A 21,959-nucleotide genomic window follows, 5' to 3' on the forward strand; every position below is an offset into this window, starting at 1 on the left:
GGTTATTTCAACTTTAGTAGAACAAATGCCTTGCCAAAAGCCAGAAACGCCGTTTCTGGCTTATAGTCGGGCTTTTAGCTAACATTCGTCTGTCCGAAAACGTACACGCACTGTCCGATCGTGAACGAACTCGAACATTTTACCGGATTTCATCAAGCCGGTAAGGCACCGCCCCCCGGCCGATCGTTAGCCGGTACGTTCGCGTCTGTTGTTTCGTAGCGATCCTGAACCGGAAGGTGCCTTCTGGCAACTGGCTCACGTCGATGGCTCGTTTGTAGGCCGACAGTGAACTGATGTCCCGGTAGATTGAGTTGTAGGAATTGTCTTCGATGGATATAAGAACTCGCTCCTGCCTGGGATTCAGGAAAATGACGCGAAGTTTCCCCTCGCTGTTGACCAAGGGCTGGGTAACGAATCGGTTTGCTTCCTCCGGGCTGGTCGTCGGTTCGTCGCGCAGGAGGCTGGGACGCAGGAAAGCATTGATCGGAACGCGTTCGTTACTGGCCAGTAGTTCGTGTGTTCTGACGTGTGCTGAAAGAAGCTGATTGTTCACCAGGCGATCCAGCATGGAATCGAATAGGCGAACAGTTCGTTTGTTGAGCTTCACGTACCGGCCGCTGATGGTTTCCTGGTAAATCAGTTGGCGGTCGCGGTCATAGAACCGGATGATTGTACTGCGGCTGGCGTAGTCGGTGTGCAGGCGCCAGTAGCCGTTCGATGAGTCGGCCGGATACGTGTAATGAGCATTGGTTGCCTGGCCGATAGCCGCTGTTTGCATCATGAGCAAAACAGATGCGAGTAGCCAGCGTCTGGCTGCGTTGGAGATGGAATACGTGCGATTCATTAGCTTTATTGTTTTTGGTTTATTGCCTGGGTAATAGCCTGCCGCGCCCAAGGCACTGATGCCGCCGGGCCTGAACGTAATAAACGCGATGGAAGAGAGGTTAGAAAGGTAGACTATGTACGTCCCCGGACGTGTACTCTGTCCTGAAGGGAGGTAATTCGATAGGTGTTACTAACTGCCCAAAAGATGCCGGGTTGAGAACGAAGGTTGCATGTGGGTTGTCCTAAAATCTGTTAAAATTGATAAATAGGTCCGCAGCCCGCTCCGGCAAAACGGTTACCTTCGCAGCAGAATGGAATAAAACTTGCCATTCTCTCTTTGAATTACACGCATGGCCCTTCAGACAATCGTTAAAATTTCCAACGTTACTAACCTGAGCGATGCCCGCTACTGTGCCGGTATGGGCGTTGATATGCTCGGCTTCTCAATGGACGAAGATGCGCCGGAGTACGTTGATCCTAAAAAATTTGAAGAAATCCGTTCGTGGGTAGCTGGTATAAAGATCGTTGGTGAAACCACAACTACGGATACCGAACACATTGAGCGGCTGCTCGATACGTACCAGCCCGACGTATTGCAGGTCGATGAAGCCGCACTCCTGCCTTTCCTGGGCTCGTTCGGTAAGCCACTGATCCTCCGCGTCGATTTGTCGCAGGTAACCCTCGATCAGTTGAAAACCTTATTCCAGACCAGCAGCGCCGGAGCAGATTTCGTGCTGCTTGAAAGTCGTGCTCCGCTGCACATCGATGACGATCTGAAGCAAACGCTCCAGCCGTTAGCCAACCGCTACCCGATCCTGCTCGGAACAGGCATTTCCGCCCAGAATGTCCACCACCTCCTGGCCGAGCTACCTGTTCAGGGAATTGCCCTTAGCGGGGGGGAAGAAGAACGTCCCGGCAATAAGGAGTTCGGCGAACTAATGGACATTCTCGAAGCAATCGAAGAGGAGTAGGGCCAAGGGCGTAGGACATGGGGTAACCTGTTATTACCCTGAGCCCCATGCCCTATGCTCCAAGTCATCACCACTACCTTGTATTACCTACTATCATTGAAAACATACATCCATCAAACCCGGGGTCCATTCTTCTAATTCCGGTTGGGGCAGAACCGTCATCCTGCGACATTTACAACGGTTTTAGACCCTATTAGCCATGAACAATCAATTGGGCGGCACTCCGCTAGAACGCATCCCTGGTGAAGCCATGATCGGGGGCGTCGCGGCCGGGTTGGCCCGCTATTTTGGATGGAACCGGACGGTTGTCCGCCTGATTTTTATTGCCGGTATTTTTCTGCCGCACTTTCCCGCGTTACTTATCTACATTATTTTGTGGATCGCTATGCCGAAGCAACCAATCGGCGCTTCTCTTAACCAGGTAACTGTATATTCAAACCCAGTCTTTTCTATGCAACCGTACAATCCCAACAACCCCACTTCGTCCAACGGCAGCATCGTCGGTGGCATCGTCCTGATCGTTCTCGGTGTTCTGTTCCTGCTCGACCGCTGGTTCGATATTGATTTTGGCGATCTGTGGCCATTTATCCTGATTGCGGTGGGCCTGTGGTTGATCTTCCGCGATCGGATTAAAACACCTTACGATTCCAATAACACCAACAACCCTTTGTAAACAATGTATGATATAGCACTTTCAAAGCTATATCATACATCACACCGCTTAACCTACTTAAGCCATGCAGCGAAGACGAAATAGTGGATTATTCTGGGGCGTCGCGTTAATTACGTTCGGCCTGCTGATCGTTGCGCGTCGTGCCGACTGGATTGATTTCGACTGGCATTCTCTCGCCAACTTCTGGCCGGTGTTGCTCATCCTGGCGGGTATCAATCTGATTCTCGAACGACAGGGTAGTGCCGCGTCGATCGTTACGACGGTTTTACTGGCCGTAGCCGTTCCGTTCACTTTGTTCGGGCTCTTCAGCCGGGACCGGGACGATCATCGCTCCGGATTCCACTGGAATCACGACGATGATGACGACAACGATTCGGGGCGGGATGACGACGACGATAATTCGTCGGTTTCAGAGAGAGGAAAAGTACGTAGTAATACGTTTACGGAGGTGATGGAGCCTGATACCCGCGAAGCCGTATTGAAGCTGGCGGGTGGCGCCGGGCGCTTCACCATCAGTGAACCCACATCGGAACTGATCAAGGCCGATACCCGGCAGACGATTGGTAATTATTCGATGACCGTAGAGCGCGACCCTACAACCCGCATCCCAACCATTGAGCTTAAACCAACCGAAGAAAATCAGAAGATTCGATTGAAGGACGGTGATTTTGAGAACCGCGTGGACGTACATCTGAACGACAAACCTCTCTGGACAATCGATGTTGGTCTGGGGGCTGGCGATGCCGATCTGGATTTGAGTCAATATGCTATCAAAGAGCTAAAAGTAGGTGTCGGGGCCTCGGATCTGGATCTTAAACTAGGGGCAAAAGCCGATCTGATGGATGTGAAGCTTGATGCCGGCGTAGCGTCCGTGACGGTAGAGGTACCCAAAGAAGTGGGTTGCCGCATCAAAAAAGACGGCGCATTGAACGTTAATCAGCTTGACGGCTTCACCGAAACCAGCAACGGAGAATACGTAAGTCCTGGCTACGATACGACTACCAAGAAAATCAACATCCGGTTCGATGGGGGCGTATCGAGCTTTACCGTGAAGCGTTACTAAAATTCCCCGATGTCTGAACACAAAAAATCCCGGCTGCAAGCGCGGCCGGGGTTTTTATTTCCATAGGTTTATGTAAAACGGTTGGTCGATTGTGGGCGTCATTGTCGGGGACTTCCCAATCGGTTCAATAACATCTTGTTAAACTCCCGCTCGCTGCTGTATAATTCGCGCAGTTGCTGGGGGGATATCACTTTCAGAAAACGGCTCATGTACTCATCGTCCAGGTCCGCAATCTTCTGCTTGGTTGCATTAATTTCTTTCAGATCGGCGAGCGCATTTGACTCCGTCAGACCTGGGCGGGTCGGATCACCGCTCAATTGCCGCAGCCGGCGGTTAAGCTCCTGCTTTCTGCCATTATATTCATTGTAGACGGCCCAGAACTGGGGCGCCTGCTCCGTGGTCAGGTTTAATCGGTTGGTGATGTAAGCGATCCGGGCCGATTCGATCCGCTGCCGCCCATCTTGCGCATAAGCAACGCCCGTTGTCAGCATCAACATCAGCAACCAACTGTGCAATACGTGTTTCATTAGTATAGAATAAACTGTTTAACTATGAGTTAACCGGTTCGCTGCCCGACGTTTCGGAATAGCCTTTTTCGTCAAAATAGCGCTGAATATCATCGGGTTTTACGTCGAGGTACTGGATAATTGTCGAATCCGTACTGAACGACGACTGAATATCCTGCTGTTCGGCTAACTCATAGGGGTTGACACCCTGTTCTTCCAGATAGCTGGCAATGGCGGCATCGCTTACACCCTCCAGCGTATCGGCTCCAAGCGATTCCTGCCGTTGCGGCAGCGTTTGCCACACTAGTACGGCAATCAGACTCGCACCGGCCAGCGTAGCTGCCGTTCGCTGCCATGACCAACTGATGCTAAAGCCGGGTTTCTTTCGGGTTACCCGCGCCTGCACCCGCGAAGGCAGCGAATCAAAGTAACCCTCCGGCACGGAAAACGGCTGCTGTCGCAGCGGATGTTCCCGCGCTAATTCCTCAATCCGTATAGGTTTTTTATCGTTCATCATCGTTGTAGCCAGTGACCCGTTCCGGGCTACGTTTTGTTATTGGACAGCCACCAACGGACGTGGTTTAATCGGTAGAATCAGAATTATTTATATAATCTTCAATTTTTTTGACGGCCAGGTGATAGGATGCCTTCAGCGCCCCAACCGACGTACCCGTAATTTCGGCAATTTCTTCGTACTTCATGTCATCGAAGTACTTCATGTTAAATACTAACCGTTGCTTATCGGGTAGTTTCAGCAACGCTTTCTGAAGTTTCAGCTGGACTTCCTCTCCGCTGGGTTCCGTTCCTGACGTAACGTAGTCGGTATTGGATTCCAGTTTCTCCATCAGTTCGCCCTCCACATCGCCGATGGGCAGAAAGAAGCGCCGACGTTTCTTGTTCAGAAAGTTAAGACACTCATTGGTAGCGATGCGGTATATCCACGTATATAACTGACTGTCACCCCGAAACTGTTCCAGGCTGTTCCAAACTTTGATAAATGTCTCCTGCACCAGATCATCGGCGTCGTCGTGGTCAATAACCATCTTTCGGATATGCCAATAAATTTTCTGCTGATACTTGCGCACCAGCAGATTAAAGGCATAGTTCCGGCTCGACGGATCGCGGTATTTTGCTAGGAGTTCTTCGTCAGTCATTCGTGAGTAGTTTGTAGTTAGTGGTTAGTGGTTTGTAGTTAGCTGACGCGTGTTGTTTTCTTGCGTCAGCCAACTACAAACCACTAACTACTAACTACAAACTTATTTTCTTGCCATTACTTTCTTCACCTGCTCAACAATCTTGTCGGCGGTGAGACCATATTTCTTCATGAGCTGATCGGGCGTGCCGCTTTCGCCGAACGTATCGTGAACACCGACGTATTCGAGCGGGGCGGGGTAGTTTCGGGCCAGCACCTGCGCTACGCTGTCGCCCAGACCGCCGTTGATCATGTGTTCTTCGGCCGATACGGCGCAACCCGTTTTCTTTACCGACGCCAGAATGGCTTCTTCATCCAACGGCTTAATCGTGTGAATGTTAATAATATCGGCTTCAATGCCCTGTTCCGACAGCATTTCACCGGCCTTGATAGCTTCCCACACCAGGTGACCCGTGCAGAAGATCGAAACAGCGTCGCCTTCGTTGACGTGCCACGCCTTACCAATCTCGAATTTCTGATCGGCGGGGGTGAAAATAGGAATTACCGGCCGGCCAAAACGCAGGTACACTGGCCCTACGTGATCGGCAATGGCGATGGTCGCGGCTTTGGTCTGGTTATAGTCGCAGGGGTTGATAACCGTCATGTTGGGCAGCATCTTCATCATGCCCAGGTCCTCCAGAATCTGGTGAGTGGCACCGTCTTCGCCGAGTGTCAGGCCCGCGTGGGAGGCACAGATTTTAACGTTCTTGTTCGAATACGCGATGGACTGCCGAATCTGATCGTATACACGTCCGGTCGCGAAGTTGGCAAACGTTGTGGCAAACGGAATTTTGCCGCCAATGGTCAAACCGGCCGATACGCCCATCATGTTAGCCTCGGCAATACCGCACTGGATGAACCGATCCGGAAACTCCTTGATGAACGCTTCCAGTTTAAGCGACCCGGCCAGATCAGCCGTCAGCGCGATAACATTGGGATGTGTCTTGCCCAATTCGGCAATGCCCGCGCCGAAGCCCGAGCGCGTGTCTTTCTTGTCGGTGTATTCGTATTTTTTCATTGGCTGCTCTTAATTCGCTGTAGCGAGGGTTTGATTTTCATGATTGTAGAAACGCAAGATTTTGCGTTTCATCTACATCGTACGTTTCCCTATTAAATCAATAATCCGTGGTTCCCACCGACAGGGGCAGACCGTTCAGCGCCTGCTGAAGCTGGTCAGCATTCGGGGCTGTGCCGTGCCACTTGTAGTTGCCGACCATGTAATCGACGCCGAAGCCCATTTCGGTGTGCATAAGAATCAGCGTCGGTACGTCAGGGTTCTCCTGTGCTTTGCGGAGCGTCCGGATAACTTCGGCCATATCGTTGCCGTTCATTTCCTCAACGAACCAGCCGAAGGCCCGGTATTTGGCACCCAGATCGCGGTTGTCGTTGACGTTATTGGTGGTACCGTCGATCTGCGCATGGTTAAGGTCGATAATGGCCGTCAGGTTGCCGAGTTTCTTGTTCGGCGCAAACTGGGCTGCTTCCCAGATCTGACCTTCCTGCTGTTCGCCGTCGCCCATCAACACATAGACGTGCTTATCGTCGCCGTTGAGTTTTTTGGCATAGGCGGCTCCGGAAGCTACCGATAAGCCCTGGCCCAGGGAACCCGAAGCTATACGCACACCTGGAATATGTTCAGCGGTGGCGGGGTGCCCCTGTAGCCGGCTGTCGAGCTTACGGAACGTGCCCAATTCCTCGAGGGGGAAGTAACCGGCACGAGCCAGCACCGAATACCAGACGGGTGAGATGTGACCATTCGACAGGAAGAAAAGGTCCTCGTCGCGACCGTCCATGTCAAAAATGGGATTGCCATTTTCGTCAGTCTTCCGGCGCATGATGTCAAAATAAAGCGCAACGAAGAAGTCTGTGCAGCCCAGCGAGCCGCCGGGGTGGCCGGAGTTTACGGCTGCAACCATGCGCAGAATATCGCGACGGACGGCGGTGGCAATGCCTTCGAGTTTTTCTAGTTCCATAATTTGGAGGTTAAATAGTAGACGTTAGATATTGGACTATCCGCTAAAGCTAATTTGACTGGCTCGCCGACGTGAGTCCAATATCCATCGTCTGACGGCCAGGGGTTTATTTTAAAATTTGCTCTGTATGTTGTTTGGTATCAACCTTCCCGATAATGTCGGTAATGACTCCGTTCTCATCGAGGACAAATGTCGTTCGGGTTGTTCCCATAAACGTCCGGCCGTACATGGACTTCTCTTGCCAGACACCATACGATTCCACGATCTGTTTATCCGTATCGGCGACTAAAGTAAATGGTAACTGGTATTTACCAATAAATTTTTGGTGCGATTTCTCATCGTCGACACTTACGCCCAGTACTTCGTAGCCCGCAGCCTGCAGGTCGGTGTAATTGTCTCGCAGGTTACAGGCCTGGGCCGTGCAGCCCGGCGTATCATCTTTCGGGTAAAAATACAGCACCACTTTCCGCCCGCGGTAGTCCGACAGCTTAACTGGCTTGCCGTTCTGATCGGTGGCGGTAAAATCGGGGGCCTGATCGCCGATGTGTAGTTTCATACTGGTTTATAGTTTTCGGTTTTCAGTTTTCGGCGGCCGACGATTCGGTTTCAATGACTCCATGGAGAACATGATACCTCTGGACGTACACCGTAAACCGAACATAGGAAACCGGTTATCTCTTCCGCCCGCGTCGTTTGGGTGTCGCTTTCTTTCGCACGGCTGGCCGCGGGGTTTCAATAGTTATGCTGTCGGAACCGATGTTGCCGGCGTTGTCCTTTACCTGAACGAGTACTTCCGAGCCTTCTTCAAAAGGTTCGTCGGGGTTCAGCTTATCCGACCACAGCAGAGCCCGCTTGTAGTCGTACTGCATCAGCACCCATTCGCCATTGACAAGGGCCCTGAACTGGTTGATGCCCGACAGATCGTCGCGAATTTTGGCCGTAATGCCCTTTGGTGTTGCCGACAGAATCTGAACCGTAGGTGGCTTGGTGTCCGTGAATAACTGAAACTGCCCAAGATCGCGCGTTTTAAACTCAATCTTGCCCTTCCGCCAGGTGCCCCCCAGAAATTTACGTCGGCCACCGCTGGTCATGTACGCTTTCGTACGCATGGTGTCGATCGCGATTGGATACGTCGGGGTATACTGTACCATCAGGTAATCGTTCAGCGGTATTGTGTGCTGATTGATTTCCAGGCCACCACCAGGTAACTGACGCATGGCTAAGTGCAGGGTATCAAACAACGTAGCTGGGTTAAAGTCCAACCGGGTCCCTCCCTCAGAAAAACCATCTTTCCGACCCGGTAAAATACGTTTTTTCAAGTTCGTTCGCACAATACCGTTGGCGATCTGCACTGAATCGGGCAGGGTTTTGCGCAGGTCAATCAGATACACAGCCTGATTGCCACGTACGTAGCTGACCGGTATTTCCGTCGTGCTCCGTCCTGTAAATAACCGGGCGGGTGGTGGATTAGTTATCGATACATTGCGAACGGTCAGCTTCAGGACGTTCTCATCGGTAGTGATAGTGGCCGTTGGCGTACTGGTAGCCGCAGCTTCTGACTCGTCCGGTTCATCGGGGGTATAGGTAGCTGGGCGAGCCTGGAAGGAATCCCGGGCCGGGCCGTTCGCCTGAGAAGTATCGGGCAAAACCGTGAACCGTAGTTGTGCCGACTGGTCAAATACGTCATAAAGCGTGACGGTTATTTCGTGCGGCTGGCCGTCCAGCAACGGTAGCCGTCCCCGATACCGGGCGTTGTTGGCCAGTTTATACAGGCTCAGCGCATTGCCGTCGGCGATATAGCCCCGATGATATCGCTGGCCGGTCAACTGCTCGACCTCATAGTTCATGTGCACGTTGATGAACCGCGTCTGCTCGTGCGGAAACGTGTTCATGTTGTAGGCAAACACCTCCCGGTCATCGATCTTGACTTCCAGGCAATTGATACCGTTTCGATACGGCGAGCCACTGGTTTTGTCGTAGGCCAGCACCTCCAGCCCAAGCAGGCCGGACGCCGTTATGGGTTTGTTCAGTACGTAGGAGCCATCAGCCTGACGTACCGGAACCAGGGTCAGGCGCTGGTATTCGCCGTTGATCCGCGACGTGGGCGTCATGGTCTTCAGGGCGATCCGCTCAAAATAAGGCGGTACGTTGTCCTGTAGTTCATTGAAGCCGTACAGCAGCGGATTGATCAGGTTGTCGTTGGCGTCGCGCACTTCAAAATGAAGGTGCGGGCCACCCGATCCGCCCGTATTACCCGACAACGCGATGATATCGCCCTTACGTACCGGAAACTGGTTGGGTTGAAAGCGTAGGTCAATCTCGAACGTCTTTTTCTCGTACTGCTGTTGACGCAGGTACGTACCCAGCGTATCATTCAGAGTTTTAAGGTGCCCATAAACAGTAGTCAGGCCGTTGGGGTGCTTGATAAAGATTACATTACCATAACCGCCGGTAAACACCGCAATCCGCGAAACATACCCATCGGCGGCTGCGTACACGTTCAGTCCTTCGCGGCCCTGCGTACGAATGTCCAAACCCGCGTGGAAGTGATTACCACGCAGATCGCCCAGCCCCCCCGACAGCGAATTCTCGCCCCCCGGCATGATGGGGAACATAAAGTAACCGGGCGCAACCGCACCCAGCGTCAGGTTGCCGGCCGCTCGTTCTGTTGCCGTGCCTGTCTCATTGGGGCGGTTGGCTTGCCCAAATGCCGACCCCGTACTGAGCAGGCCGATAAGTCCGGCTATAAATAGGTATGTTCTCAACTCGTTTTAAAACTTACTCGGTTATTTAACGTCAAATTCGAGCATATTGCGGTCTTCGAGGTAGGCTGTCAGGCGGTCGCCAAGCTGAACCGGTCCGACGCCTTTGGGCGTACCTGTAAATAGGATATCGCCCTGTTGCAGGAGGAAATACCGCGATACGAACGAGATGAGGTAATCTATTTTAAACAGCATCAGGCTCGTGTTGCCTTGCTGGCGGGTTTCGCCGTTGACATCCAGCCGGAAGTTGAGGTTCTGTAGATCGGCGAATTCAGACTTGGGTACAAATGACGAGATGGGGGCTGAGCCATTGAATCCCTTGGCCAGGTCCCAGGGCAGTCCTTTGGCTTTCAGTTTTGATTGCAGATCGCGGGCTGTGAAATCGATACCGATGCCGATTTCGTCGTAGTACTTATGGGCGAACTTTTCGTCGATATGCTTACCCGTTCGGCTGATTTTAACCAGAATTTCTACTTCGTGGTGAACGTCGGTCGAGAAGTCAGGAAAATAAAACGGTTCATTGTTACGTAATATAGCCGTTTCGGGCTTGGTAAAGATGACCGGATCGTCGGGTTGTTCGTTGTTCAGTTCTTTAATGTGTTCGGCGTAATTGCGCCCGACGGCAATAATTTTCATAGGGTAAATTTCAGGTCAATGCCTCCTGGTAACTTGAGGCAACTTAGGTTTCAGGCTGAGGTTTTCAGCACCACCTTGATTGAAAGGCAGACCTGCAAATCTAACGAGTAATGATAACCTGACCACGACCGTTCTGAAATATTTGGAACAAATCGGGCTTCTTGCGGGTCATATAAAGTCAGAATAGACTAGTTGACACAAAACCATTCAAAATATGAAAAGAGGAATGATAGCCATGCTGCTGATCGGGCTGGCTATTGGGTGCCAGAAAGTACCCATTACTGGACGTAATCAACTTAAACTTATTTCAAGCGATGAGTTACTGGCGCTGAGTGCTCAGAACTATCGTGAAGTACTGGATACAAGTCAGGTAATTCGCGGCAATAACCAGGCGGAACTCGTACGTCGGGTCGGAAATCGTCTGAAAGATGCGATGGAGAGCTACCTGAAGGCGAATAACTACGGGAGCCGGATCAATGGGTTTCAGTGGGAGTTCAACCTGATCGAAAGTCCGCAGGTCAATGCCTGGTGTATGCCCGGAGGAAAAGTGGCTGTTTATACGGGAATCTTGCCGTACACTCAGAACGAAGCCGGTATGGCAACCGTTATGGGGCATGAGATTTCGCACGCCCTGGCCGAACACAGTGCCGAACGGCTGAGTGAGTCGCTCATAGCCAGCAACGTTATTCAGGCCGGGCAGGTGTATACAGGTGCCGTAGCTCAGAACAGCCGGAGCCAGGTGAACTCGCTGTTGTTACAGGCCGTTGGGGCTACGTTACCGGTTGCCTACCAGGTTGGCCGGGCCTTACCACATAGCCGCAAGCAGGAATTGGAAGCCGATCGCCTGGGACTGATTTTTATGGCGATGGCGGGATACAATCCGCAGGAAGCCGTTAATTTCTGGAGCCGGATGGCACAGGCTGGCGGTGGTCGGAAGCCCCCTGAGTTTTTGTCGACTCACCCGTCTGATCAGCGTCGGATCAACGACCTGAAAAAACTCATACCAGAAGCCATGAAATATTACAACGGCGGCCGGAGAAGCAGCTAGTAATCAAGGTCTTTTAACTTAAAGAGGCATTCGTGTGACATGGGCGAATGCCTCTTGTGGTTTATAAACCATTTGCTGCGTATAGATCACTACGTACTAATTTTTGGCCGGAAAATTGATGCAAAACCCAATGGGAATCGCATTGATTTTAAACGGTAAGCAGTTTCCGCTCATTTATTAAACGGAATTGCAGATTGGTCTATAATGAGTTATTGATTATTTTTACATAAAAAAGTAACAAATCGAATCCTTTTGGGGGGGATTTCGCCCGCCGTGTGCTGAATTTATCAAGTCAAATTCTGTTCATCCTACCTTGTCTACACATTAACTTTATCAATACGGTAAATAGGTGGTGAGGAACAGAACAAACGGATGTTGTTTCTTTCCAGTCAGTTGATTGAGCGGGCAAGGGCAACTGAAAAGTTAGACCAGTTAAGTGTATAGTCGAAATTTACCAGCGTTTCAGAGTAATCAGTCGCAGTATGAATGAATGGGAACGACCCGGCGGACGAGGTGTATCACAGGTAGTTGCTAAACCTGCTGAACATCTTGCGCTCTATGATCGCTACAGCTCTATGGCCTACGGAATTATCTTACAGATACTTCCTCAGACTGAGCAGGCGCAGGAAGTATTGATCGAGATGTTTTCGTCGCCGGATTTGCAGTGTTACGTGAACTCACCGGGCAATACTGCCGTCGCGATCGTTCGTTTGGCACGGACGAAAGCACTGGAAGCCAAAGCCCGTTTGCAGGGTCCGCTTCCGCAGCCGATAGAGGCTGGAGCTGCTGCAAAAGGAAGTTTACCGGAGGTTGTGTTCGAACTGGCGTTCCGTCAAAGTTGTTCCATTGAAACAATCACGGAAAAACTTCAGTTACCAAAAGCCGATGTGCTGAAGGCAATTCACGATTATTTTGTATCTTTTCGTCAGGCGTAACCGTAAAACCGTAACCACTTTTGAAAACAGAGGAATACATATCGAGTGGCCTACTGGAAGCCTACCTGCTTGGGTTGGTTTCCGACGAGGATAAGCGGGAGGTCGAGCGCACAGTAGCTGCTTATCCGGAAATTGGCCTGTATCTCGACAAGCTGGAAGTTAAACTGGAAAGTCAGTTCTTACAGGGGGCTGTTCCACCGCCACCCGCTTTGCGCGAGTTAGTCGAGTTGAAGGCTACTCAACAGGAAATCAAGCACTACGAGGAGACTGATCAACAACAGCATCGGCCTTCATCAAATCCGACCGCTGACCGGTCAGGTTACGTTGATGTGGAGGTCAGCAATACACACATTCAGGTGCATAAATACTGGCGGGCAGCTTTCATCGCCGTATTCATCCTGTCGAAAGTTTTCCTTGTGTTTGGGCTTTACTATTACTTCAAGGCGCAGTCGCAGGAGCAGGAAATTGAACGATTGACCAAACAGGTTCAGCAAACCGTTCTCCAAACCAATACGCCATAGCTGGCTTCAATGCCAACGAAAAAAGGAACGTAACGTTACGTTCCTTTTTTCGTTGGCATTGAGCTGGTTGAATCGGTCCATCAGGCCAGTATTGAAAGCACATCCGCCCCAGACCTGCTTCAGGTTGGTTCAGAACTGGTAAAATGGAGGGTAGCCCATTCGCTCATGATTGGGAGAGCAACGCCCGGGCGCTGGTCCGCTGCACGTCCGGATAGCGATCAATGTCGACCGGTTCGTTCCGGACGCTAAACATACTTTGCAGGTATTGACTTTGCTGCCAGCCTGGATACATTTCCTGTTCGCTCTCGGGGTGGGGCCGCGCGCTACCGTTATACGCAGTTATGCCCGTTTGGTTGGTTGTGATTTCCGGAGTGTAAAGCAACTACGGATGTTGTCTGGTAAAGCACGGGGAGAAAGGTCGGGAAACAGAAAAGCAAAAAAGCCGCGTCAGCAAGTTCTGTACGCGGCTTTTTTGGTAAAATTTATTTTGCGTTGATCGGCTGTGCCGATAGCAAGCATTGATGGCGTTGGTTACAGGCCCATTTCCTGAACGACATTCCGCACTTTTTCGGCGGCTTCTTTCAGCTCAACGGCTGACTGTACTTTCAGGCCGGATTCGTCGATAATCTTGGCACCTTCGGCTGCGTTGGTGCCCTGTAGGCGCACAATGATCGGAACCGGAATATCGCCGATCGCTTTGTAGGCTTCCACGACGCCCGTAGCTACACGGTCGCAACGCACGATACCGCCGAAAATATTGATCAGGATAGCCTTTACATTCGGGTCTTTCAGGATGATTCGGAAACCAGCTTCTACCGTTTTGGCATTGGCACCACCACCGACGTCGAGGAAGTTGGCCGGCTCACCACCCGACAGCTTGATGATATCCATCGTCGCCATCGCCAGACCAGCACCGTTTACCATGCAGCCCACGTTTCCGTCCAGCTTAACGTAGTTGAGGTCATTGGCCGATGCTTCAACTTCAAGGGGATCTTCCTCCGTGATGTCGCGCAGATTGGCCAGATCCGGGTGACGATACAGGGCGTTGTCGTCGAGGTTCACTTTTGCGTCGACCGCCAGGATTTTGTTATCCGACGTCTTCAAAACCGGATTGATCTCGAACATCGATGCGTCGGTATCAACGTACGCCTTGTAAAGCGCCGTCACGAATTTTACCATCTCCTTGAACGCTTCACCTTCCAGGCCCAGGCCAAACGCAATTTTACGTGCCTGGAATGGCTGAAGTCCAACGGCCGGATCGATCCATTCCTTCACGATCTTCTCGGGTGTGCTGGCGGCTACTTCTTCAATGTCCATACCGCCCTCGGTGCTGGCCATAATTACGTTGCAGGCCTTACTCCGGTCGAGGAGGATACTGATGTACATCTCTTTCGGCTCCGAAGCACCGGGGTAAAATACATCCTGAGCGACGAGCACCTTGTTGACTTTCTTGCCTTCGGGGCCGGTCTGATGGGTTACCAGTACGTTGCCAATGAGGTTTTTGGCAATGTCGCGTACTTCGTCAACCGATTTGGCGACGGTCACGCCCCGCTGCTCCGTACCGCGAATTTTGCCCTTACCACGGCCACCGGCGTGAATCTGTGACTTCACCACGACAAACTTGGAGCCGGACTGCGCCATAATCTGCTTGGCGGCTTCAACGGCTTTCTCGGGCGATTCGGCCACAATGCCTTCCTGAATACGGACGCCGTAGCGTTTGAGGATATCTTTCCCCTGGTACTCGTGTATATTCATGACAACTGCAACAAGGATTGTTGGAAATCGTATTTTTGCGGGGCAAGTTAGCCAAAAAAAGCGTTTTCGGTTTACGGTTTACGGTTTTCTGTTGCGAGCGAGCGACCTAACAGAAAACCGTAAACCATAAACCGAAAACGGTAAACCCAGACAATGTCCCTTCTCCAAACTACTGATATTCGCCGGTCATACGGCAGCTTACCTGTTTTGAAAGGAATTAATCTGGCCATTGAGCCGGGCGAGGTGGTATCTATTGTAGGAGCCTCAGGGGCCGGAAAAACCACGCTGCTGCATATCCTGGGTACATTGGACCGGCCTGATTCGGGGCATTTGACCATTGACGGGGAGAACGTATTCAAGCAGAACGACCGGCAATTGGCCCGTTTCCGCAACGAGCGGATTGGGTTCGTCTTTCAGTTTAATAACCTGCTGCCCGAGTTTTCGGCGCTCGAAAACGTCTGTCTGCCGGGTTTCATTGCCGGCAAGGATGAAAAAGAGGTTCGAAAGCGGGCGCAAACACTGCTTGATACGCTCGGCCTGCACGACCGGCTCAATCACTTGCCCTCTCAGATGTCGGGTGGGGAACAGCAGCGAACGGCCGTAGCACGAGCCCTGATTAACCAGCCGGCCATTGTTTTCGCCGATGAGCCGAGCGGAAACCTCGACTCGCGCAACGCCGAAGACCTGCACCAGTTATTTTTTCGGCTTCGCAACGACCTGGGACAGACGTTCATTATCGTAACGCATAACGAAACATTGGCGGGTATGGCCGATCGTACCCTAACCATTCGTGATGGGTTGATAGAGTAGCTTTCCAGTCTCATACCGTTTTCCGATACCGCCATGAGGCCAGACTGATCAACGCTACGGCCATCAGCAACAGGGCTACGAACTGCGATTGCATGTCGCGGAACGTACTGCCTTTCAGCATCACGTTCCGGCCGACTTCGATGATGTAGCGGAGGGGATTCAGTGTATTGAGGTATTGCGCCCAGGTAGGCATGTTTTCGGTGGAAGAGAACAAGCCGCTGAGCAGAATAAACAACACCAGGCAGAAAAACACGGCGAACATGGCCTGTTGCTGAGTCTCTGAAATGGCCGAGATCAGCAGACCAAGCCCTACGCAAAGCAACAAAAAGAGGAATGCAAAGCCGTACATGAGCGGAACGCTGCCCACAACCGGGATCTGAAAGAGGAAGATACCAACCAGCAACCCCATTGTAAACTGCACAAGTCCAATAATAACGAACGGCGTTAGCTTGCCCAGGATGAATTCGTGCTTCCGGATGGGTGTTACGTTCAACTGTTCCTGCGTACCGATTTCCTTTTCGCGAACGATGTTCAGGGCGGCAATCATCCCCCCAACCAGAATCAGCAGCTCAAACAGAATTCCCGGTACCATGAACGTTTTGTACTCCAGCCGTGGATTGTACCAGTACTGATTTTCGATCTCCAGTCGACCGCCGGTTGCCGGTTGTTGAACGGCGACGGTTTCTGTACGGATTTCGTCGTTGAAGTTTCGGATGATTGTCTGGGCGTATCCCGATGCAATACCCGCTTTGGAGCCGTCGATGGCGTTGACGAGTAACTGGATTGAAGCTCGATTCTCCTTGCCCAGATCACGTTCAAAATGGGGTGGTATCAGCAGAATCAGGTCGGCCCGGCTCGCCAGCAACTCACGGTAAGCAGGTTTGTAGGCCGGTACGTAGCCCTTCAGCCGGAAGTTGTCGATGTGCCGGAATTTACCCACCAGTCGCTGGGCATACGTAGTATGGTCCTGATCAACGACCACGATGTTCAGGTTTTTGACCTCAAAGTTGGCCGCGTAAGCCAACAGAATCAATTGCAGAACGGGAGCCGCCAGCATCATCCGCAACAACACCGCATTGCGGAAGATCTGCTTGAATTCCTTTTCGATAATAAAACGGATACGGGTCATGGTTTTAAAGGGGGAGGAAAGGGAGGAGAGGAGGAAAGGAGAAAAGGGATTGCCTCTTCCCTTCATCCATTCCTCCCTTTCATTCCAATCTTGGTTTGAGGTTGTGCAGACTGATGCCCATCAGCAGGGCAGACATGCTTACTAAGACCAGGGTTTCTTTCCACAAATACCCGAGGCCGACGCCTTTTATCATGATGCCTTTCACGATGTCGATGAAGTAACGGGCGGGGATAATCTGGGAAATGAATTGAAGTGCGCGGGGCATACTTTCGATCGGGAAGATGAAACCGGACAGAAAGATCGTAGGCATTAGCATCAGCAGCAGTGATGCGAACATGGCCACTAGCTGGGTTTCGGCGATGGTCGAAATCAGCAGACCAAGCGAAAGCGACAGAAAAATGAACAGCAGGGTTTCAGCCAGTAACAGCAGTAGACTTCCGTTCAGTGGAATACCGAGCAGAAATATGCCGAGCGCGATGATGATGCAGCCGTTCAGAAACGACAGCAGCAGATACGGGAGCACCTTGCCAAACAGAATCTGAAGCTGGCTCAGGGGCGATACCAGCAATACTTCCATCGTACCGGTTTCTTTTTCACGCGCAATGGTCACCGACGTCATCAGGGCCGATACCAGGAGCAACACCATCGCCATCACGCCCGGCACGAACACAAAGGCTCCTTTCAGGTCGGGGTTGAACACCATCCGTGGCTCCACCGAAATCTGTAGAGGGCTGGCCGCGTTGGGTGGATTTTGTTCATTGTTATAGCTCTGAATAATGCTGGTGGCGTAGTTGGTCAGGCTGATGGCCGTGTTCTGCTCCGACGCATCGGCCAGCAACTGGACCTGTGCCAATCCATCATGTGCGTAGTCGTTGGTAAAATTCGGGGGGAAAACAACGACTAGTTTCACGTGCCCCTGCCGGAACGTAGCTTCGATGTCGCGGTACGAGGTCAGGCTCTGCCGCAGCCGGAAATACCCCGACGACAGCAGTCGATCGATAATTCGCTGACTATGCTGGCCGTGGTCAAAATCCAGTACGGCTATCTGGGCGTTCTTAATCTCGTTGGTCAGCGCAAACCCAAACAGAATGACCATCACCAGCGGCATCCCGAATAAAATAAGTACAGTTCGGCGGTCGCGCTGGATATGGTAAAATTCCTTTCTGACAAATGCGAAAAAGCGGTTCATGTTTTTTAGGGAGGAAAGGAGGAGGGAGGAGAGGAGAAAGGGAAGAAAAGTGAAGGGGGAAATACTCGCATTTCCTTTTCTACTTTCCTTCCTTCTCATTTTGTCGACGTACCCCGGGCCAGAATCTGAAAAACTCCGTCCATAGAATCCGTGCCGAACGATCGTTTGAGACCGCTGGGCGTATCAAGTGCTTTGATTCGACCATCCACCATGATCGATACCCGGTTGCAGTACTCAGCTTCATCCATGTAGTGCGTAGTCACGAAAATGGTCGTGCCCCGGTCGGCGGCTTCGTAGATCATGTCCCAGAACTGCCGCCGGGTTATCGGGTCAACGCCCCCCGTGGGCTCATCCAGAAACACAATCCGGGGGTTGTGTACCAGAGCGACCGAGAACGCCAGCCGTTGTTTCCAGCCCAGGGGCAAAGAGGCTACCAGTTTGTCGGCCACACTGCCCAGGTTCAGTTGCTCGATGATCTGGTCGGATTTGGCTTTCAGATCGGCACGGTTGAGCCCGTAAATACCCCCATAAAACCGGATGTTTTCTCGTACAGTCAAGTCTTCATAAAGCGAAAACTTCTGGCTCATGTAGCCGATTACCTGCTTGATCTGCTCGGTCTGTCGGTACACATCGAAGCCAGCAATCCGGGCATCGCCGGAGGTCGGTTTCAGCAGTCCACAGAGCATCCGGATGGCGGTGGTTTTTCCGGCTCCGTTGGCCCCCAGAAACCCAAAGATTTCACCCTGCGCCACGTCGAACGTAATCTCGTTGGTCGCTACGAAATCGCCGAACTTCTTGGTCAGCTTGTTGGTGATCACTGCCTTATCCATGCTGCATCAGGGCCATAAAACTATCTTCGATACCCGCCTGAATCGGCTTGATGGTTACGTGTTCATGGCGTCGTTCGCGGAGGTACCGATCAATGTCGGCGGGCGTGGTTCCTTCCTCGGTAGTCAGGTGAAGGTATTCGCCAAATGCATAACAGGTCTGCGTGAACGGAGCCTTGCGCAGGTCCTGGATCAACCGGAAGGTTTCGGCCGCTTTCACCGCGTAGAGCGGTTTTCGGAACAGATGTTCTACGCCCGAGGGCGTATCTATCGCCAGAATCTGGCCGGTTTGCATCAACGCAATCCGATCGCAGCGATTGGCTTCGTCCATGTATGGCGTCGACACCAGCATGGTCAACTGCCGCTCTTTCAGGCGCTGAAGCATCTCCCAGAACTCCTTGCGCGATACGGCATCGACGCCCGTCGTGGGCTCGTCCAGAAACAGTACCTCCGGCTTGTGAATCAGGGCGCAGCACAGGGCCAGTTTTTGCTTCATACCTCCGGAAAGCGCACCCGCCCGCCGGTCTTTGAAAGGCTCCAACTGAACATATATCTCTCGGATCAGGTCGTAGTTAGCCTGGATGGAGGTACCAAAGACCGTCGCGAAAAAGGAGAGATTTTCTTCAACAGTCAGGTCAGGATAAAGCGAGAATCGCCCTGGCATATATCCCACCAGCGACCGTAAAGCCCGAAAGTCCTTTACTACATCGCGACCAACCACCGTAGCCCGGCCCTCATCGGGGCGAAGTAACGTAACCAGAATTTTGAACAAGGTTGTCTTTCCGGCTCCGTCGGGACCAATCAATCCAAACAGTTCGCCCGGTTTTACCGACAGCGATACCGTCTGCACCGCTTTGGTACTCCCGTAGGCTTTCGATACGTTATCGATGACTATAGCGTCCATAGTGGATGGGTTTACAGGCATTGGTCGAGACCCGAAACCTAGTTGAACTTAACCTCGCCTGGCATGCCGATTTTCAGAGCCCCGTCATTTTTGACGTTCACCTTCATGGCATACACCAGATTGACCCGTTCATCTTTGGTCTGGATGATTTTCGGCGTGAACTCCGCCTTGCTCGAAATCCATGCGACGGTTCCTTCGTAAGGTTTCAACTGGTCGTTGGGTGCATCGACAAATACCTTGACTTTCTGGCCGGGTTTTACGTTGACCAACTGATCGCCACTGACATAGGCCCGAAGCGTAATGTCGGTCAGAGCCGCGATTTTGTACAGAGGTTTTCCGTAGCTGACGACTTCGCCGGGCTCCGCGTACTTGACCGTAACGGTGCCGCCCACCGGATTGACAACGGTAGCCCTGGCTATCTGATCGTTCAGTTGTTTCACCTGCTCGGCGAGGGGGGCGGTTTCGGCCGTAGTGCCGCTCCGCTGTGTTTGCAGGGCCGATGCCTGCGCAACCCGCTGCTGCCGGATCAGGGCAATCTGCCGCTGCGTTACGTCGATCTGAGCGTTGATGTCGTCAAGTTGCTTCGTGGGGGCGGCTCCCGCAGCGATCAGATTTTTGGTTCGTTCTTTCTCGCGTTGCAGGGTGTTCAGTTGCTCCTGCTGCACGGCAATCTGATCAGCAAAAGCCGAGAGCTGGGCCGACACGTCGGGCGTCCGGCTCCGAACGGCCCGCTGGCTGGCCAGGAGTTGCGCCTTGCGGAGCTGAAGCTGCGTTGTGTCGATTTTGCCGACCGCCTGTCCGGTGCTCAGCGTTTGCCCTTCTTCAACCGAAAAGCGCAGGAGTGTACCCGTCGCTTCGGCGGAGACGGTGGTTTCAACGGCTTCGAAATTTCCGTAGGCATCGGCGGCATCGTCGTCGGACTGGCAGGCCGTTATTATGAGACTTAGTAGCAAAGGAATGAGGACTCGTTTCATAGCTTAATTGCCGATTAAGGTTCGGTATTGGATACGGGCCTGTAGCAGTTGCAGCTCGTGGAGCTTCTGATTTAGCAGGGCCTGGTTTTCGTTGTTCAATTCGGTCGTGTAGTCGCGGGCGGCAATCACACCATTGTCAAGTTGCACGGCCGCAGCCTGTCTGACTCTGGTACGTAGGTCAACAATAGCCGCATCCTGCTCGAGCTGGCTCTGTAGCCGGTCAATTTCGGTTTGCTGCTGTCGTAATTGAAGCGCCAGATTTTTCTCAAACGTCGCCTGCTGTACATCGACCGTTTGCTGGTTGAGCCGAAGCGTTTGCCGCTCGTTCTGGATGGTGTATGCGGCCGATAGGTTCCAGTTCAACCGGAGACCACCGATGAAAAATCCTTTGAACGTATTGTCCAGGAAGTTCAGAGCAGGCCGTCCAAATCCCCCCTGAGCAAACAGGCTGAATCGGGGTCTCAGGCGGTTGTCGGCCAATCGTAGCTGAGCGTCATACAACGATCGCTGCGACTGATACAAGGCCAGTTCCGGGCGGTTCAGGGGCAGACTCCCGACGGGGTGAGCGGGCGGCTCGACCACCAGTTGAGTGCTGTCGGTAATGGGCAGATTTGTCAGGATCTGTAGCCCATCGCGCAGACCACGGCGCGTGGCATTCAGGTCGGCCAGTCGCTGTTCGGCGCGGAGTACCTCGGCCTGCAAGCCATCGACGTTCATCTGGGCCGCCGTACCAAAACGGACACTTGCCCGGAGTTTCTCGATTCGGTTTCGGAGGTCGGTCAGTAACGTCTGCGTAAGCTGCCGGTTCTCGTCGGTGAGCAGCGCGTTGAGAAAATAGGCATTAACCTGATCGTTTAGTCGGTTCAGCTCCACGTCGATCTGTTGCTGGGCAGCGGCCGTGCTGGCACGTTGCACATCGGTCTGGAGTCGGGTCAGGTTGCCGTCGTACACTGGATAAGTGGCGTCCAGCGTCAGTTTATACTGATCCTTGCTCAGCACCGGAATCGCTACGTTAGGCAGTTCAATGGGCAGACGCGTTACGTCCGATTGCCACGAAGCCTGCCCATTGACAGCTACTTGTGGCCACTGACGATTGGTGTTCAGCGTAGCGATGGCCAACGCCTTTGTTTGCTCCAGAATGGCCGTCTGGCGCAGCAACGGATAGTTTGTCCGGGCAGCTTCATAACACTGCCGGAGCGTTATCGTAGGCTGCCCAGCGAGCGGTAGGCCAAGAAGCCAGATGAATCCAGTTAGGTAAGTTTTCAT

General features: G+C 52.4%; 24 protein-coding genes. 7 read left to right on the forward strand and 17 right to left on the reverse strand.

Features of this window, described 5'->3' with window-relative positions; all coding sequences use genetic code 11:
• Window positions 1-139: 139 nt before the first annotated feature.
• Window positions 140-844: a hypothetical protein gene (locus BN8_RS06665; RefSeq protein WP_009281054.1), complete on the reverse strand. Its 705-nt coding sequence runs from the start codon at window positions 842-844 to the stop codon at window positions 140-142.
• Between the two features lie 331 nt (window positions 845-1,175).
• On the opposite strand from BN8_RS06665, the gene trpF reads away from it, so the two are divergent.
• The 3 genes from trpF (at window position 1,176) to BN8_RS06680 (ending at window position 3,532) form a co-directional block, all read left to right on the forward strand.
• Window positions 1,176-1,796 (forward strand): phosphoribosylanthranilate isomerase, encoded by a 621-nt coding sequence (gene trpF, locus BN8_RS06670; protein WP_009281055.1) that lies wholly within the window; start codon window positions 1,176-1,178, stop codon window positions 1,794-1,796.
• A 199-nt stretch (window positions 1,797-1,995) separates the two neighbouring features.
• Window positions 1,996-2,469: a PspC domain-containing protein gene (locus tag BN8_RS06675; RefSeq protein ID WP_040005502.1), complete on the forward strand. Its 474-nt coding sequence runs from the start codon at window positions 1,996-1,998 to the stop codon at window positions 2,467-2,469.
• 64 nt (window positions 2,470-2,533) lie between these two features.
• Window positions 2,534-3,532 (forward strand): toast rack family protein, encoded by a 999-nt coding sequence (locus BN8_RS06680; protein ID WP_009281057.1) that lies wholly within the window; start codon window positions 2,534-2,536, stop codon window positions 3,530-3,532.
• A gap of 98 nt (window positions 3,533-3,630) precedes the next feature.
• Here the strand turns inward: BN8_RS06680 and BN8_RS06685 are convergent, their stop codons facing one another.
• From BN8_RS06685 to BN8_RS06720, 8 genes are all read right to left on the reverse strand, one after another.
• The gene (locus BN8_RS06685; protein WP_009281058.1) at window positions 3,631-4,059 is read right to left on the reverse strand and encodes a hypothetical protein; all 429 of its coding nucleotides are present in this window, start codon (window positions 4,057-4,059) and stop codon (window positions 3,631-3,633) included.
• Between the two features lie 22 nt (window positions 4,060-4,081).
• Window positions 4,082-4,555 carry a hypothetical protein gene (locus tag BN8_RS06690; RefSeq protein WP_009281059.1) on the reverse strand — a complete coding sequence of 158 codons (474 nt, stop codon included), beginning with the start codon at window positions 4,553-4,555 and terminating at the stop codon, window positions 4,082-4,084.
• A gap of 64 nt (window positions 4,556-4,619) precedes the next feature.
• A complete protein-coding gene (locus BN8_RS06695; RefSeq protein ID WP_009281060.1) occupies window positions 4,620-5,192 on the reverse strand; it encodes an RNA polymerase sigma factor in 573 nt (190 codons plus the stop codon).
• A 102-nt stretch (window positions 5,193-5,294) separates the two neighbouring features.
• Window positions 5,295-6,248 (reverse strand): transketolase family protein, encoded by a 954-nt coding sequence (locus BN8_RS06700; protein ID WP_009281061.1) that lies wholly within the window; start codon window positions 6,246-6,248, stop codon window positions 5,295-5,297.
• A 97-nt stretch (window positions 6,249-6,345) separates the two neighbouring features.
• Window positions 6,346-7,203, reverse strand: a complete 858-nt coding sequence (locus tag BN8_RS06705; protein WP_009281062.1) for a transketolase — start codon at window positions 7,201-7,203, stop codon at window positions 6,346-6,348.
• Window positions 7,204-7,309: 106 nt separating this feature from the next.
• A complete protein-coding gene (gene bcp / locus BN8_RS06710; protein ID WP_009281063.1) occupies window positions 7,310-7,759 on the reverse strand; it encodes a thioredoxin-dependent thiol peroxidase in 450 nt (149 codons plus the stop codon).
• Window positions 7,760-7,874: 115 nt separating this feature from the next.
• Window positions 7,875-9,968, reverse strand: coding sequence for a M23 family metallopeptidase (locus tag BN8_RS06715; protein ID WP_009281064.1), 2,094 nt, complete (start codon window positions 9,966-9,968; stop codon window positions 7,875-7,877).
• 21 nt (window positions 9,969-9,989) lie between these two features.
• On the reverse strand, window positions 9,990-10,601 hold the full coding sequence (locus tag BN8_RS06720) for a fumarylacetoacetate hydrolase family protein (protein ID WP_009281065.1): 612 nt from the start codon (window positions 10,599-10,601) through the stop codon (window positions 9,990-9,992).
• Window positions 10,602-10,815: 214 nt separating this feature from the next.
• On the opposite strand from BN8_RS06720, the gene BN8_RS06725 reads away from it, so the two are divergent.
• The 3 genes from BN8_RS06725 (at window position 10,816) to BN8_RS06735 (ending at window position 13,105) form a co-directional block, all read left to right on the forward strand.
• Complete coding sequence (locus BN8_RS06725; RefSeq protein WP_040005503.1) at window positions 10,816-11,649, forward strand: M48 family metallopeptidase; 834 nt, start codon at window positions 10,816-10,818, stop codon at window positions 11,647-11,649.
• Window positions 11,650-12,131: 482 nt separating this feature from the next.
• Complete coding sequence (locus tag BN8_RS06730; protein WP_009281067.1) at window positions 12,132-12,584, forward strand: hypothetical protein; 453 nt, start codon at window positions 12,132-12,134, stop codon at window positions 12,582-12,584.
• A gap of 20 nt (window positions 12,585-12,604) precedes the next feature.
• Window positions 12,605-13,105 carry a hypothetical protein gene (locus BN8_RS06735; protein ID WP_009281068.1) on the forward strand — a complete coding sequence of 167 codons (501 nt, stop codon included), beginning with the start codon at window positions 12,605-12,607 and terminating at the stop codon, window positions 13,103-13,105.
• Between the two features lie 163 nt (window positions 13,106-13,268).
• On the opposite strand, the gene BN8_RS06740 is transcribed toward BN8_RS06735, so the two are convergent.
• Together BN8_RS06740 and sucC are read right to left on the reverse strand one after the other, a co-directional pair.
• Window positions 13,269-13,487: a hypothetical protein gene (locus BN8_RS06740; RefSeq protein ID WP_009281069.1), complete on the reverse strand. Its 219-nt coding sequence runs from the start codon at window positions 13,485-13,487 to the stop codon at window positions 13,269-13,271.
• Between the two features lie 149 nt (window positions 13,488-13,636).
• Window positions 13,637-14,860: an ADP-forming succinate--CoA ligase subunit beta gene (gene sucC / locus BN8_RS06745; RefSeq protein ID WP_009281070.1), complete on the reverse strand. Its 1,224-nt coding sequence runs from the start codon at window positions 14,858-14,860 to the stop codon at window positions 13,637-13,639.
• A 153-nt stretch (window positions 14,861-15,013) separates the two neighbouring features.
• Here sucC and BN8_RS06750 point away from each other — a divergent pair, with 153 nt between their 5' ends.
• Window positions 15,014-15,670 (forward strand): ABC transporter ATP-binding protein, encoded by a 657-nt coding sequence (locus BN8_RS06750; protein ID WP_009281071.1) that lies wholly within the window; start codon window positions 15,014-15,016, stop codon window positions 15,668-15,670.
• A gap of 10 nt (window positions 15,671-15,680) precedes the next feature.
• On the opposite strand, the gene BN8_RS06755 is transcribed toward BN8_RS06750, so the two are convergent.
• From BN8_RS06755 to BN8_RS06780, 6 genes are all read right to left on the reverse strand, one after another.
• Window positions 15,681-16,799, reverse strand: coding sequence for an ABC transporter permease (locus BN8_RS06755; RefSeq protein WP_040005504.1), 1,119 nt, complete (start codon window positions 16,797-16,799; stop codon window positions 15,681-15,683).
• A 79-nt stretch (window positions 16,800-16,878) separates the two neighbouring features.
• A complete protein-coding gene (locus BN8_RS06760; RefSeq protein ID WP_040005505.1) occupies window positions 16,879-17,988 on the reverse strand; it encodes an ABC transporter permease in 1,110 nt (369 codons plus the stop codon).
• 95 nt (window positions 17,989-18,083) lie between these two features.
• Window positions 18,084-18,818: an ABC transporter ATP-binding protein gene (locus BN8_RS06765; protein ID WP_009281074.1), complete on the reverse strand. Its 735-nt coding sequence runs from the start codon at window positions 18,816-18,818 to the stop codon at window positions 18,084-18,086.
• Complete coding sequence (locus BN8_RS06770) at window positions 18,811-19,719, reverse strand: ABC transporter ATP-binding protein (protein WP_040005506.1); 909 nt, start codon at window positions 19,717-19,719, stop codon at window positions 18,811-18,813. Before BN8_RS06770 ends, BN8_RS06765 begins: the two co-directional genes overlap by 8 nt.
• 38 nt (window positions 19,720-19,757) lie before the next feature.
• Window positions 19,758-20,693: an HlyD family secretion protein gene (locus tag BN8_RS06775; protein ID WP_009281076.1), complete on the reverse strand. Its 936-nt coding sequence runs from the start codon at window positions 20,691-20,693 to the stop codon at window positions 19,758-19,760.
• A gap of 3 nt (window positions 20,694-20,696) precedes the next feature.
• Window positions 20,697-21,959 carry a TolC family protein gene (locus BN8_RS06780; RefSeq protein ID WP_009281077.1) on the reverse strand — a complete coding sequence of 421 codons (1,263 nt, stop codon included), beginning with the start codon at window positions 21,957-21,959 and terminating at the stop codon, window positions 20,697-20,699.

Source organism: Fibrisoma limi BUZ 3 (genome assembly GCF_000296815.2).
GTDB classification, from domain to species: domain Bacteria; phylum Bacteroidota; class Bacteroidia; order Cytophagales; family Spirosomataceae; genus Fibrisoma; species Fibrisoma limi.